Origin of the sequence: Vibrio sp. 1151_11 (assembly GCF_029478525.1) — a bacterium.
Taxonomy (GTDB): Bacteria; Pseudomonadota; Gammaproteobacteria; order Enterobacterales; family Vibrionaceae; genus Vibrio; species Vibrio anguillarum.
On the sequence record NZ_SHMN01000001.1, the window covers coordinates 342,334 to 357,155 of the forward strand.

Below are 14,822 nucleotides of genomic sequence, written 5' to 3' on the forward strand. Positions count from 1 at the left end.
GCTGCATTACCTCATTTTGATATGCGGCAAGTGTAAATCGAATCGTAATTTTTGTATTCTCTCAATACCTCTATAGCTTTTGCCAAACTCTCATATGTCAGACAAGCAAGAACGGTATTCCATCTCAGATAAAACACATCAAGAGTTTATTGACCAAAGTCGCGTTTTAGCATTGGAGCAAAGCGGCATTGTGCAATGCGGAATTGCAACCTGCCGCGAAATGTTTTCTGTTTATCGGAAAAATCAGAGCGTGCATATGCTGTTATACACGGTGAAGGGAAAAGGTTGGCTTACGAGTGGGAGCGACCGTTACTTACTGGAACCGAGCTCATTAATTGTGGTACCTGCGGGTGTCGAAAATGGTTTTGGAATTGAAGAAGAAGAGTGGCAAGTGGTGTGGATCTTTCTTGCACCACAGCGTCATTGGAAAAACACCGTAAAAGAAGAAATACATTACACATTAACGCCTATCGCTGCGGTCATGTATGCGAGTATTCAAGCGCTACTGCGAACCTTAACATTGCCTGCTGAGCTTGGTGAGCAGGTCGGGCAACGCATTGTTGAACAGATAGAAATCATGCTCCGAGCACCGATTGAACTGCCGCTCTCGCGTACTTTGTTGCGTTTAAATCGCGTCTTTCAGCGTGTCCAGAGCCAGCTGCATAAAGATTGGACAATAGAAAATCTCGCCGCATTATTTCCTTGCTCGCAAGCTCATTTACATCGTTTATGTCAGCAGCACTTTGGCCACAGTCCTAAAGCCCACTTAACGCGAATGCGTATGGAGTACGCCGCTCGTTTGCTTGTTTCTACCGACTGGCCAATCCAACATGTCGGTGACATTGTCGGCTATCCTAACCCAGCAAACTTTAGTACTCGTTTTAAGGTATGGAGCCATTGCACACCACGAGAATTTCGTAAAAAACGAAATGATTAATTCCACGGCATTGGTAAATGGCACTCTTCATTCATAAACTTTCTTATCTACTAAACGCGATGAAATTATTGCACCTCGAGCACGGCTTATGAAGGTGATTGAAATATCAATATCATTGAGGATATGGTTTGTAAAAATCAATTTATTCATCACATTAATTAGATTCTAACCACCAACAAAACGGTTATGTGCTAAACCTATAAGAGTAGGAATATTGTCAATATAGAGAGATAAGCGATGGATCTGTTTGCGGATTTTCGACAAGAGACTCAACCAAAGAGTGAAGAGAGTCATGAACTTAGTGTTGAAAATAAACCATGGCGAGTACTGCTAGTCGATGATGATGAGCAGATGCACCAGATCACTCGTTTAGCGCTAAGAGGGTTTTCATTTCAAGGACGGCCACTAGAGCTACTGTCTGCTATGTCTGGTCTTGAAGCCAGAGAAGTGCTGAATACTCAGCCCGATATAGCTTTAGCGCTCGTTGATGTAGTTATGGAGACGGAACACGCGGGGTTAGATTTAGTTAGGCATATCCGTGAAGAGTGTAAGAATAGAATCATTCGTTTGGTATTACGTACCGGGCAAGCAGGGCAAGCTCCCGAAGATACGGTCATCCAAGAGTATGAAATTGATGACTATAAAGAGAAAACAGAGCTTACCACACAAAAACTCAGAACCCTGCTCTATTCGATGTTGCGATCTTATCGGGATCTCTGTTTGATAGAAGAGCAGAAAGAGGGGCTTAAACGCGTAATTGAAGCCTCAGCGAAGGTACAAAATACTACCACCTTGCAAGCTTATGCTGAATCGGTATTAAGTCAACTCACCTCCTTGTTAAAGCTTCACGCATCTGCTTTTTACTGCATCGTTCAGCCTAAGTCAGATGGTGAAGGTTCGTGTGCTTTAACGCTCGCGGCTATTGGAGGATTTGTCGATTTTTATTCTGATTGTGATTTCTCGCGCTTACCTTCGGAAGTGGCTAAGCGTTGTCTTCTTGCTTTGCAGACCAAAATGTCTCATAGCTATGATGATGCTTCTGTACTGTATATGACAGACAGCCGTGGCGTAGAGAATCTACTCTATATCAATTTACTTGAGCGCTTGTCTGAAAACGATGAACGTCTACTTGAAATCTATATGCATAATATTGGGCTGACTTTTGAGAACTTGAACTTACAGCTTGATTTACGCGAAACATCGAGGGAGCTTGTTTATAACTTAGCCAATGCCGTCGAAGCCAGAAGCAAAGAAACAGGGGCTCACGTACAGCGTGTTTCTCTGATCTGTGAAAAATTAGCCACATTAATGACCCTACCTGAGCAGGATATTTATATGATTAAAAATGCGTCACCCCTGCACGACGTAGGTAAAGTGGCGATCCCTGATAGTATTCTTCATAAACCAGGGAAATTGGACGCTCAAGAATGGGCGATCATGCAAAAACATGTTGAATACGGTGTTGATATCTTAAGTCGTTCAAAACGCAGTTTAATTATCAAAGCGAAAGAGATTGCCGGTTCTCACCATGAAAAATGGGATGGAAGCGGTTACCCAAACCAATTAGCTGGTGAAGGCATTCCTATCAGTGGCAGAATCACCGCATTAGCTGATGTGTTTGATGCTCTTGGTTCTAAACGCAGTTATAAAGATGCTTGGCCGGAAGAGGCGATCAAGCAAGAAATTGTTGTGCAAAAAGGAAAGCATTTTGACCCCATGTTGGTTGATTTGATGCTGGCGCATTGGGATGATTTCATTGCCATTCGTGATCAACACCCAGATTAATAAATTTTTCCATCTTACCGCCAACGATTGATTGGCATCTTTAATGCTCTTTCTTTTGATCGGAACTCAGTGTGACCTCGCTGAGTTCAAGTGCTTTGGGTAGAGTAAAGACGTAATGTACACCTTGACCCACATTGGAATTAAATTGAAGTTTCCCCTTCAATTTCTGAGTGGCAAGGTTGAACACAAGATTTAAGCCAAGACCGGATCCTCCTCTACCTCTTTTGCTGGTAAAAAAGGGTTCAAAGATTTTATGGTGCAGTTTTGGTTCGACGCCACAGCCATTATCTTTATATTCTAAGAGGATATTTTCTCCTTCCTGTTTGAACGCAATGGTTATGATGGGGTTTTGCTCATCACTAAAAGCGTGGTTGACGCTATTCATCACTAGATTAGAGACTATTTGAGTCAATACTCCAGGTAAGCTGTTCATGGTGAGTCCTTCATCGCCCTCTAGTACGGGTATAACAGGGATTTTCCTGGTCTCGGGATGAAGACTAGCGATAAGCGCGCTTAATACTTGGTGGATTGAGAATTGACTACGACTCTCAGATACCTGATCGACCGCTGTTTGTTTAAAGTCTCGGATCAGTTTGGCAGCACGATTTAAGTTGCTTTCAAGCATCGTATTGGTTTCATTCATTCTCTGCATCAATTCAGAAAACTGCTGACTTGTGAGCGTTTGGTTGGCGAAGGCGCTATTTAGCTCTTGTGTTACCTCAATGATTACCGAACTTGCGGTCACCGCGATACCTAATGGCGTGTTGACTTCATGCGCCACCCCTGCAACTAAACCACCTAAAGCCGCTAATTTCTCAGATTCAATCAACTGTGTTTGCGTGGCTTTTAGTTGCTCAATACTGTTTTCCAGATCGCAGGTTCGCTTGGCGACTTGACGCTCTAAGTTTTGGTTGAGTTTTTGTAGTTCAAGCTGCGCCAGTTTTAGCTCGGTAATATTAATGGCTGTGCCCCGTAACCCGAGAAACATATCCTTCTCATATCGTGCTACTGCTTGAAACATCAAATAGTGCTTACAATCATTGATGATAATTGTCTCTTCACACATTGAAAACGAGCAGTGTTTAGTAATGGATTGGAGTAATTTTTTCATATCTCGCAGTGAGTCAATCTCTGAAAGTAGTGGCTTGCTATTTTCACTGATCTCTAAAGCTTGACGCATGGGTTCGGAAGTGTAAATCAACCTGTCAGTACTATCCGTCTCCCATAACCAGTCGGATGAGACGTCCGTAAAATCGGCTAATCGTTCTTGTTCAAGTTTTATATTACTGTACAACGTAGTTACATTTCCGGTAATTTTATTGGTCTCATCGGCCAGCCAAGTGAGTTCATCGTTATGCCCCATAATCCATTTCTTATGAGGAAGTTTTAGTGGTTTTGGTGGATGGCGAGGGTTGTATTTGCGTAAGTATTGAGCAATGGCGAAGACTCGTCGATTTACACTCTCATGGAAAATCATCAAAATAGCGTAACAAATAAAGGCAGTCTTAATCGCGTTCACGACCAATATCAATAGAAACTGCTTGATTAAGTAGTTGTAGATTTCTTGGGCATTAGACTCAACGTAGATCTCACCAATCTGCTCTTTGGCTTCCGTTTTTGGGTTGATATAAAGCATTGGATAACGGTGTGCAACTAATTGCTCCGTCACTTTTTCTCCGGCACTGAATTGATAACCGCCAGACGTGATTTCCAAATAATCAATTTTAGGCAAGTTTACTAAGCCATCTAAGCGCTGTTGAAGTGCCACGAGATCATAATTCCATAAAGAAGTGGCAAGCAGTTCGGCATGAACGAATTCTATTTCGTGATGACGCTGAGCCACATCATCGAACTCTCTATCATAGTCGAAATAGGTTTGTGCTAACGTTGTCATCAGGGTGACAGCACCACTCAAAATGACAAGGAAAAAAATGATCCTGCGACCAATACGACTCGATAGTGGGTTATCAATGCTTTCATTAAATGTTCGGCTTTTGTTCATCCTGCTTCTCATTTTTTTGAGTGATAATTTGAGTATAGATGTCACATGGGAAGTGTGAATAACATCTTATTGACTACACTATAAAAAAATAGCCGAAACATTGGAGGCAGTTCATGCGTTGGATATGGATATTGTGTGTGATAAGTGCACCCGTGATGGCGGGAAAAGTACTTTTAATAGAGAGCTACGAGCAAGGTTATGAATGGGACGCTAGCTATGTATCCGCCCTTAAGCAGTCGTTAACGCCTGCGCATGAACTGCATACCTTTGAGATGGACACCAAACGTGTACCAGCAAGCCGTTATTCACAAATCGCCGAACAAGCCTTTAGCCGATATCAGCAACTGAAACCACAGGTAGTGGTTTTAGGAGACGACAATGCGTTGGTTCATATGTTGCCGAAACTCTACAACGAGCCAATCTCAATCGTGTTTCTGGGTATTAATTCAAACCCACGAAAATTCATGGCTCAATACCAAGGGCAAGCCAAAGTGACCGGTGTTTTAGAGCGCCCCCTCTATGTGAAAACCATGGGAGAAATTGGCCGGATGCTCGATAAAGATAAACGTAAAGTATTGGTGTTATTTGACTCGGGTAGTACGGCGAGTATTGCGTTGGAATTTATGCAAACCCAAGCGAGTATGATTGAAAAGAATTTAGGCATTGCGACAGAGATAGCTTCGGTGGCGACAGAGAAAGAATGGCAGACAAGAATAAGCACAGCTAAAGAGCAAGGATTTGGCGCCATAGTTGTGGGGCTTTACCAAACCTTGGTCGATGAGAGCGAAAATAATGTGCCAGCGGATACTGTATTAACGTGGACAAACCAACATACAGAGGTTCCTTTATTTGGTTTTTGGGATTTTTCGATCGGTGCGGGCAAAGCGGCTGGAGGTGTTGTGTTAGCGGGTCGTGATCAAGGCGAAATGGCGGGCAAAACGGTGTTACGCATTTTAAATAATAATGAAGACGCAAGCCGCATTCCTATCCAAATCGGCCAGCAAGGACGTGCTATTTATCATCAGGGCGAAATGTCCCGTTGGGGGTTAAGCGTGCCGGAAGGATGGATGAAGATTGACTGACTTTGATGAGACTGTATTGAATTGTCGAATTCAGCATTACGTCTAAAATAAAAAAAGCAAATAAAAAAGCAGAGAGGCTGTGGCCCGTCTGCTTTTTCTTCATTACAGTTTATTAAACAGCCAATGGCATTTCATTTGATGGATCATGTTTACTGTAAACACGAATCAAACCAACCACAGCAAACACAGACATCAACAGCATCAATGCGCCAAGTGGCATCTGGTCATGAGCTGGAATAGCCGACGCTAAAAGGGTGGCTAAACCAGCCCCAAGGTTTTGCATACCGCCTAACACAGCACCTCCTGTTCCTGCATGGTAAGGCAGTGGTGTTAACGCTCCAGTGGTCGCTGCGGGAAAGAGAATGCCTGCACCGAGAAAATAGACAGTGGCACCACCAATTAGGGTCAATGCGCTGGTTTGCCCCAACACTCCAGAAACAAACACCACCAATGAACCTAATGCTATCGCTACCAAGCCCACATATAGGGCGCTTTTTTCGTTGAAGTTCAACGCAATAACACTCGATAGCGCCGCACCAACTAAATAACCAGGGATCGGTAAGACAAACAATAAGCTGACGGTGGTGGCAGGCAGTTGCAAAACGCCACCAAGTAATACACCTGCAGCGGCTTCAAACACCGCGACGCCAGAAAAAGTCGCCACGAGACAAATTAAATACCCTTGGAAACGTTTGTCACTCAGCACATAGCGATAGCTGTTTGCAACCGATTCGTGTCTGCGAGCCGCTTTAGGCAATGTTTCTACCATACTCGTCATCATAGTGATCACCACGGCAATCGCGAATAGGGATAAAAATAAGTAACTAGAGCGCCAGCCAAAACTTTCTGTTAAGTACCCACCAAGAACAGGAGCAATGAGTGGCGAAAAAATAACGCACATGCTGATAAGGCTATTGGCCTTATGCAATTCTGCTCCTGAAAAACAGTCTCGAGTAAGGGTTCGAGACATTGCACCACCACAGCCAATGCCAAGCCCTTGAATAAAACTACCGACCAAAAACCAATCGTATTGGTGAGCAAATAATGCGAGTAGCGATCCTGCAATATAAATCAGCAACCCAGCGATAATAATCGGTTTGCGTCCTAGGCGGTCTGACAATGGACCATAGACAAATTGTGATAGTCCATAAGGGATTAAATAACATGCCATGACCGCCTGCAGTGATGCAGGAGAAACTAAAAATTCTCCCGCCATATGGCCAATGGACGGGACGTACATCGTTTGTGTCATTTGGCCGACAGCGGTCAAAATCGCAATTAAAAATGTGAGTTTCACTAACGGAAACGATGCGGACATGGTCTATCTCCTGCACAATGGTGCAACTACGAAATATAATTAATCTGAATAATGAAACTAATGGCCAGCGTTAAAAGTATCACTCTTTCGGCGCGAGATATTAGTGAGGCTAGGCACTTTTATCAATCTAAAAGTGTGAAGTTGAGCAAGATAAAAATCTATGATTTGAATTAGAAAAACTAATCATTATTCGGGTGGGTAAAGAGAAATGAAAGACGGTTCCAATGCCTGTGTTGAGTATGGTTCTTGGTGTCTGATAATGTACCTAGTTTTTCTATTGCTTTTGCGCTGAACAGTGACTAATATTTAATGTAAATGAGAATCAATATCATAAAGGTGTGATTAATGATGTTACCTTTACTTGCTGCATTATTATTTATAGTGGGACTTGGCAAAAAGTTGTCGGTTCCAAATTCGTGGCTCTTCTACTATGCACTTTCTGTTGTATTGTTAAGCTGGCTATTCAGTATGAACCCCATTTTTGTCCTGATCCCGTTGTTTATCTTGTCACCTTGTCTTATCCACTATCGACATATCAAGGTGAGTAAAATGGCTTATGTGGGCTGTCTGCTGCTGTCTTTTTTCGTCTCTTGGCTTGTGTAAACCAATCCATGTCTTTTCTCGCCAGACATTCCAAGTAGTTTGGGGATAGTATTTGTGAAAATCATAAGGTAGGATCGCCGGCCTTTTTCTGATGCTAGGAGGTAGCGATGTTTATTGGTTTTGACTATGGAACGGCGAACTGTTCTGTCGCTATGATGCAAGATGGGCAACCAACATTGTTACCCATAGAAGGTAAAAGCCACTACATTCCTTCGACAATATGCGCCCCGACGCGAGAGTCCATTTCTGAGCATCTGTTCCGTCATCACAATATTACGCCAAGCGATAAAATTGGTGAGCAAGTACTTCGCCGCGCGATCAATGTGAATAGAGAAGAGAGTATTGAACTTGCCGTGCAAGACATTGCCTTTGGCCAAGCGGCGCTCGATCTTTATCTGCAAGATCCGCGCGATATTTATTACGTTAAATCCCCTAAATCATTTCTAGGCGCGGCAGGTTTACGTGATGTGCAGGTCAGTTTTTTCGAAGACTTGGTGTGCGCCATGATGGTCAATATTAAGCATAATGCAGAGCAGCACCTTCAGCGCACCATCCAAGATACTGTGATTGGTCGTCCTATTAACTTTCATGGCCGAGGTGGTGAAGAGGCCAATCGACAAGCGGAATCTATTTTACAACGTGCGGCGAAACGCGCCGGTTTTCAGCACATCAGTTTTCAGTTTGAACCCGTTGCGGCGGGCTTAGAATATGAAGCGACTCTGGTGCAAGATCAAACCGTACTTGTGGTTGATATCGGTGGTGGAACCACCGACTGTTCATTGCTAAAAATGGGGCCGAGTTGGCGAGGGCGTGACGACCGCACCGCGAGTTTGCTTGCGCATAGTGGCCAACGGGTCGGAGGCAATGATCTTGATATCTATATTGCTTTCAAACAGTTGATGTCTTCTTTTGGATTAGGAAGTAAAGCCATTTCTGGCATTGATATGCCGATCACGCAGTTTTGGAACCCGATTGCAATTAACAACGTGGAAGCGCAACGTGACTTCTATGCTCAGCAAAACTTGGCAGCATTGAAATTGCTACACAAAGAGGCGCAGCAACCAGAAAAGTTGGCGCGTTTGCTGAAAGTCTATTTTGAAACGCTCGGCTATCAAATTGTACGCCGTGCAGAAGAGGCAAAAATTGCTCTATCTGATCTTACACAATGTCAGGTGGTGCTCGATCTTCTTTCTGAGCAGATCGAAGTGCAAATTGAGCGTGAGCAAATGATCGACGCCATTGAATCCCCTAAAGCGAAAGTGGTGGAATTGGTCAAAGAAGCGGTTGAACAAGGTGACGTAAAGCCGGATGTTATCTTTATGACGGGCGGATCTGCTCGTTCTCCAATATTACGCCAAGCGGTAGAGCAACAACTGCCCCACGTACCCGTTGTCAGCGGTAACTACTTTGGTTCAGTGACTGCTGGTTTGGCTCGTTGGGCTGAGATTTGCTATCGCTGATATGAGCGCTTAGCGCTTCGTTTTTGATGCGTTGGGGGCCGGTAATGTTGCGAATGATCGTGTTTCATTAAAACATTACTGGCAACCAAGCTACCTAAGCTTATCAACCCTAATCCGATCCAAGTCAAAGGCGTTGGCATCTCACCAAAAACGGGAATCGCCAACAAGGTTGCCACGACTGGTGTTGCAGAGCCAAAGGCAGCGGAGCGTTCTGCGCCGAGTGTTGAAACTGCATATAAATAGGTAAATGCTGCAATGAGCCCCGCCCCGACACCTTGCAGCAGTGTGTGTCCCGCCAGTTCTTTCCACGGCCAGTGTGCAAAAGAGTGTGTGGCTAAGTAGCTATCGACGATGCCTAAAGCGATTAGAACGGCCAATAAAATAGTAGAAAGTAAAGCAACCCATCCCGCGCTGACGAGCGCATGCAAATTCGCTACCCGCGCACAAATTGTAAACATCGCCCACATCAGGCTGCCGGTTAAAAACATCAAATGTCCGGTCAAACGGTTTGACTCAAAATCAGTGGCACTTGAATAGAGGAAAATACCAACCCCTGCCACCACTAAAGTCAGCCCAGTTATTCGATGGCGGCTTAACGGCTGTTTAAACAGCAACACCGCGATACCCGAGACAAACAGCGGCAGCACGCCCGGAACAAGCGCGCTACCATCAGAAACCGGAACGTAGTGCATCGCATGGCTTGTCACTAGTAAATAGGGCAATCCGCAGCCAATAAATAGACCAATCAAGTAACGTATAGGTACATTTTGCAATTGATATCGAGTTCTCCAAACCAATGGAGAGAGCAACAAAGCGGGCAGTAAAAAGCGCGTTAATGCAATATCCGCAGGGGTTAATAGGCCGCTGGCTCCTGCCTTTAAAGAGAGGAAAAAGCCGGACCATAATAACAGTGTGGTGCCTATCGCGAGGTAGCCATAAATCATAATTTCATTCACATCAATGGATGGTTTCTCACCATTATCTATGGTTCGGCTTACTTTTATCCGGCAAGTTCACCCTTATTGCTAGATGGTTTAGCACTTATCCGCTATAAATTAGCAAAATATTAGTGGATTTCATCAAGGATCGAGTAATGGATAGAATAGACCGCCGCATGTTGACCTTATTACAAACAGAGGGACGCTTAAGCACCGCAGAGCTTGCAGAAAAGGTTGGATTATCCCCTTCTCCCTGCGCAAGACGCTTGAAACGATTAGAGGAGAGCGGGATCATTGATGGCTATCAAGCTCGCTTAAGCCGGCAAGCTGTCGGGGTCGGTATGACGGTTTTTGTTGAAGTTAGCCTGAATAATCATCAAGCCGCTTCCATTGATAGTTTTGAAGAGGCAATCAAAGAGATGGAGGAGGTGATCAGCTGCCATGTGGTTTCAGGTGCGTATGATTACTTGTTGGAAGTCGTTAGTGCCAATTTATCAGGGTACGAAGCATTTACGCGTCAGTTACAGCGGCTCAACAATGTAAAAGATATGCATACCCACCTCGCCATGCGTCAAGTGAAAGCCGCTACCGCGATGCCTATTTGGGTTTAGAGACAGCACTTGCGTGCTGTCTTCAAGGTCAGGCGTGCTTATTCAAATTGAAATGACGCGAGAGAGTTTTTACTGATTTCGTTGGCAATCAATTGATGGATGGCCGTGGTAGGGTGCGTCACGCCCCAAAATACGTATTTGTCAGAGCTATGGTAAGCGCAATCATTGGTTAAGCTATGACGGTACAAGTAATCTAAAGCTGAATTGCGATTGATGTTGAGGCATGCATCGGTTGCATTTTCAAAGCCGTATTGCTGTGGATTGGCTGTGAGGTTTTCAAACAAGCTATGAGCATCAAACAGGATGATATTTACCCCTTGCATCTGATAATACAGTGCTTGTTGCTGAATAAACGCATTGAAGGTGGTGATCTTAGCGCTGACTTTCGCTATCTCTTCTGCTGTTGAATATTTGAACTGCGGGGCTTTGGTTGCATCGGGCAGGGTGAGTAGAATAATATTTTTGGCCCCTGAATCCACAAGACGAATCATCGCGCTGCTAAAATCTGCTTTGACTTCATATACTTCACGGTTGTAATTCATAAAGTCATTTAAGCCAAATTCAAGGGTAAAGAGCGTATTTTCTGGCTGGTAGTTTTTGGCCATTGTCATGTAATTTAGATAAGAGCGGACTTGATCGTTCACACCCGTCAGCGCGATATATTGATTACGCCCTGCGGCACCGCCAATCGCCCAGTTATATACAGGTAAATCGTGCATTTTTGCTAAATACTCTGTCCACACCAAACCATTGGAAAAGTGTCCTAAAAACCAAGAGTTAGGATTGGGAAATTTCCATTGTGACGCATTGAATATATTTCCTGTATCCGAAAGGCTGTCACCTATGGTCACCATTTTATTAATGACGGGTTTGGCATTTTGTTTATCGTTAGTCCAGATCGAATGATTGTATGAGAACCTATTGTCTGCCGCGAAATAAGTAATATCTGCAGAATCGTGACTGACGCCGAGCGTCTCTTCACAACGCTGTTTTATTTCATATTGTGAGGTGTCGGTATAAAACATATTTTTAAAGCGCACAGACGACCACCAGTAACCACTAATGGTGTAGTCATTTCCTTGTTCATCCAATGCCCATTCCCAATCCGTTGCTGGGTCATCATGATTGCCAGCGGGCCGATACCAACAGCGTACATAAGTGTAGGTTTGCTTATTTTGCGTATTCATTACGCCATAAGCGGTAACTGATTCTGAGGAGGTATCCGTATTTTCTGCAATCGCCATGGAGAGTGGCAATATTGAGGTCATCAATAACGTCATTAGTTTCATGTTTTTTTCTTATTGGTTTAGGCACGTATCTACTAAAGAATAAGTGCGAAAGTGAAATTAACAAACTGGTCAGACCTATTTTGGATTTATGGTGTTAAGCGTCAATCAATAAACGACTATGTTGAACATTATTTGGTATTAAGATCAAACAATGAACTGTCAGTGAAGAAAATACGAAGGGTTTGTATAAATCCTAATTTAGATAAATAACAATAAGGTTTTGCTTTATTAATTTGTTCTAATGTTAAATCTTAGTTGCTTAATAAAAATATCAATAAAATTATAATCAGTCAATATGTGTAAAAATTAAACAGTTTTATTGTGATTTTAAGCCACATTAAAAATCATTTCTCTTTGTGTTTGTTATTTTAAGATCTATTAATAATTCGCCACAAAGGTGCCAAAAAACCAATGTCCTTTTATTTTGTGGTCTGAAAAAATGGGTATTCATTTTCTTTTAAATACTGTGATAACAATAAAAATGCTTACGAGGTTTATATGTCAATAAACAGAAGAAAAGCACTTGGCGCTATTGCCATTATGTCAGGTTTGGTATGGAACACCGCTCAAGCTGACGTGAATCAGCCGCAAGGTTTGGCCATTGAAATGTTCAGTGAGCTTCAGGATGACAGCCAAATCAATTACTTCAATGCGAGCTATTGGTTACAAGGAGAGGTTGAGCCCCCGACACTAATGCAGATTCGTGACGATGTACTGAATCAACGTATGCGCTATTTTGTCGATTTCAGTACGATTGAAGGTGAGTCGCAAAAGACAGAGGCGAAAGCACTGCTCAGGAAAAAACTGGGCTTAGCGTTTGCCAGTGACTTTTTGATCATCAGTGAACACAAAGGAGAATTGTTGTTCACACCGTTAGATGACGAGAATGATGCCAACATTCGTCTACTGGAAGCCGCCCCAATTGCCCATTCTCGTCAGCGCCGTAGTACGGCCAGTATGGTGTCAAATAGTGGTTCGGAAACGAACTCTTTGCCACACGTCGCGTTTTATTTGAATGTCAATCGGCCTATTACTGATAATGAATGTACGTTTAATAACTCACATCTTTGGGATCGAGGCACGCGAGTGTTTTGCGATAACCCTAATATCTCGTTGATTTATCGAGTTAATTTAGAGCGTTCATTACAATATGGCACCATTGGTTCTGCGACACCGGACGCGAAAATTGTTCGCATCAGCTTAGATGATGATACAACGGGTGCGGGGATCCATCTCAATGACCGTCTTGATTATCGTCAATCGGGTGCTGATTACACGACATTAGATGCTTATTTCCGAGACTGGTCGACCGATGCCATCGCTCAAGACTACCAATTTGTATTTAACTCTTCGAACAACAAAGCGCAGATCTTAAAAACGTTCCCGAGAGAAAATCTCAATGCCGAATATGAAGTCAAAGAGGTATCCGGCTTCCAGCTAGGAGTGAGTGGTGGTGTCGAGGTTAGTGCTGATGGGCCTAAAGGCAAGCTAGAAGCCAATGCCAGCTACAACCAAAGCCGTTGGTTAACCTTTAAAACGCACGATTATCGTGTTGAACGTAGCACCAATAACGCGCAAAACGTCAGCTTTAAATGGAATCGTAGCCAATACGCGACTGCCGAATCGATGTTAAATCGTTCAACGGATGCGCTGTGGGTCAATACTTATCCTGTGGATACCAACCGCATTAACCCGATTGGTTACGCGAGCTTTGTACCAAAAATGGATGTGATCTATAAAGCCGCTCCTAATGCAACAGGGACAACGGAATTTACCATTGATTCTTCGGTCAATATTCGTCCCATTTATAACGGTGCTTATAAGCATTATTATGTTGTAGGTGCGCATCAGTCCTACCATGGTTTTGAAAATACGACGCGCCGCAGAGTGAGCAAAAGTGCTAGCTTTACTGTCGATTGGGAGCACCCAGTATTCACGGGCGGCCGTCCAGTGAATTTGCAATTGGGCAGCTTTAATAATCGTTGCGTTGATGTGGCTGATAATGGCGCGCTCTCTGCCTCAAGCTGTGATGAAACCAAAAACTCACAATCTTTTATTTATGATCAGTTAGGTCGTTATGTGAGTGCAAACGACATCCATCAATGTTTGGATGGACAATCACTTGGTCAATTACAAACCTGTAGTTCGAGTTTAAGTCAGCGTTGGGAATGGATAGAAAACAGCGATAAGCTGAGTAATGTTTTCTCTCATGAGTTACTTGGTCATGATAAAACAACCGGTGAGTTAGGTTTGTATGCTGATGGCAGTGATCAGGTAAGTGTGCGCACCATTACCGCTTACACCAACGTATTTCATTCAGATAGTGAATCGGCCGTATTTGGGTTTACATCGGGTTCATTGGCCTTACAAGATGTTGGTCAATCGGGGACACTGTATATTCGCCATGGCGCTGCGATTGATGCAATTGGTACGCAAGCCAATGCGATGCAAGGCGGAGAAAGTGGTAGTTTGACTGAAATTGATCTGAAACGTGTTACGCAAATAACCGTTACTTCCGGTGAGTTCAAGTACGGTGGCAACCATTTACTTCGTATGGCTTTTAAGCTTGATGATGGTTCAACCAAAGTAGTGGGGTCAAAAGACTACGCAATCAGTACCCACGATGAAGTGTTTGAGCTGCCAGCCGGATCGGCCATTTGGCAAGTCAAGGTTTGGTCTGAAGGTTGGTTAGCCGATGGTATTCAATTTATTTTAAAATAGCGCGATCCCTTCATCGTTTCGTAGTAAAGAGCACTCATGCTTTTGGCCTGGTTGGCTAAAACGTGAGTGCTCTTTT

At 43.6% G+C, this 14,822-nt stretch carries 11 protein-coding genes; 7 read left to right on the forward strand and 4 right to left on the reverse strand.

Annotation, left to right across the window (positions count from 1 at the left end):
* The first annotated feature begins 94 nt into the window (after nt 1–94).
* Together EXZ60_RS01360 and EXZ60_RS01365 are read left to right on the forward strand one after the other, a co-directional pair.
* Nucleotides 95–937 (forward strand): AraC family transcriptional regulator, encoded by an 843-nt coding sequence (locus EXZ60_RS01360; RefSeq protein ID WP_277435150.1) that lies wholly within the window; start codon nt 95–97, stop codon nt 935–937.
* 237 nt (nt 938–1,174) lie between these two features.
* Complete coding sequence (locus EXZ60_RS01365) at nt 1,175–2,722, forward strand: DUF3369 domain-containing protein (protein ID WP_277435151.1); 1,548 nt, start codon at nt 1,175–1,177, stop codon at nt 2,720–2,722.
* A 40-nt stretch (nt 2,723–2,762) separates the two neighbouring features.
* On the opposite strand, the gene EXZ60_RS01370 is transcribed toward EXZ60_RS01365, so the two are convergent.
* A complete protein-coding gene (locus EXZ60_RS01370) occupies nt 2,763–4,724 on the reverse strand; it encodes an ATP-binding protein (protein ID WP_277435152.1) in 1,962 nt (653 codons plus the stop codon).
* Between the two features lie 113 nt (nt 4,725–4,837).
* Here EXZ60_RS01370 and EXZ60_RS01375 point away from each other — a divergent pair, with 113 nt between their 5' ends.
* Nucleotides 4,838–5,806, forward strand: coding sequence for a sugar ABC transporter ATPase (locus EXZ60_RS01375; RefSeq protein WP_019282669.1), 969 nt, complete (start codon nt 4,838–4,840; stop codon nt 5,804–5,806).
* Nucleotides 5,807–5,918: 112 nt separating this feature from the next.
* Here EXZ60_RS01375 and emrD read toward each other — a convergent pair whose 3' ends face one another.
* Nucleotides 5,919–7,124 carry a multidrug efflux MFS transporter EmrD gene (gene emrD / locus EXZ60_RS01380; protein ID WP_129532870.1) on the reverse strand — a complete coding sequence of 402 codons (1,206 nt, stop codon included), beginning with the start codon at nt 7,122–7,124 and terminating at the stop codon, nt 5,919–5,921.
* A gap of 345 nt (nt 7,125–7,469) precedes the next feature.
* On the opposite strand from emrD, the gene EXZ60_RS01385 reads away from it, so the two are divergent.
* Nucleotides 7,470–7,727 carry a hypothetical protein gene (locus EXZ60_RS01385; RefSeq protein WP_088729404.1) on the forward strand — a complete coding sequence of 86 codons (258 nt, stop codon included), beginning with the start codon at nt 7,470–7,472 and terminating at the stop codon, nt 7,725–7,727.
* Between the two features lie 107 nt (nt 7,728–7,834).
* Nucleotides 7,835–9,187: a molecular chaperone gene (gene yegD, locus EXZ60_RS01390; protein WP_277435153.1), complete on the forward strand. Its 1,353-nt coding sequence runs from the start codon at nt 7,835–7,837 to the stop codon at nt 9,185–9,187.
* On the opposite strand, the gene EXZ60_RS01395 is transcribed toward yegD, so the two are convergent.
* Nucleotides 9,178–10,131, reverse strand: a complete 954-nt coding sequence (locus EXZ60_RS01395) for a DMT family transporter (protein WP_194662190.1) — start codon at nt 10,129–10,131, stop codon at nt 9,178–9,180. The genes yegD and EXZ60_RS01395 overlap by 10 nt on opposite strands.
* A 149-nt stretch (nt 10,132–10,280) precedes the next feature.
* On the opposite strand from EXZ60_RS01395, the gene EXZ60_RS01400 reads away from it, so the two are divergent.
* Nucleotides 10,281–10,736 carry an Lrp/AsnC family transcriptional regulator gene (locus tag EXZ60_RS01400; protein ID WP_026027548.1) on the forward strand — a complete coding sequence of 152 codons (456 nt, stop codon included), beginning with the start codon at nt 10,281–10,283 and terminating at the stop codon, nt 10,734–10,736.
* 38 nt (nt 10,737–10,774) lie between these two features.
* On the opposite strand, the gene EXZ60_RS01405 is transcribed toward EXZ60_RS01400, so the two are convergent.
* On the reverse strand, nt 10,775–12,025 hold the full coding sequence (locus EXZ60_RS01405) for an SGNH/GDSL hydrolase family protein (protein ID WP_277435154.1): 1,251 nt from the start codon (nt 12,023–12,025) through the stop codon (nt 10,775–10,777).
* A 498-nt stretch (nt 12,026–12,523) separates the two neighbouring features.
* On the opposite strand from EXZ60_RS01405, the gene EXZ60_RS01410 reads away from it, so the two are divergent.
* Nucleotides 12,524–14,746, forward strand: a complete 2,223-nt coding sequence (locus EXZ60_RS01410) for a leukocidin family pore-forming toxin (protein ID WP_277435155.1) — start codon at nt 12,524–12,526, stop codon at nt 14,744–14,746.
* Nucleotides 14,747–14,822: the final 76 nt, after the last annotated feature.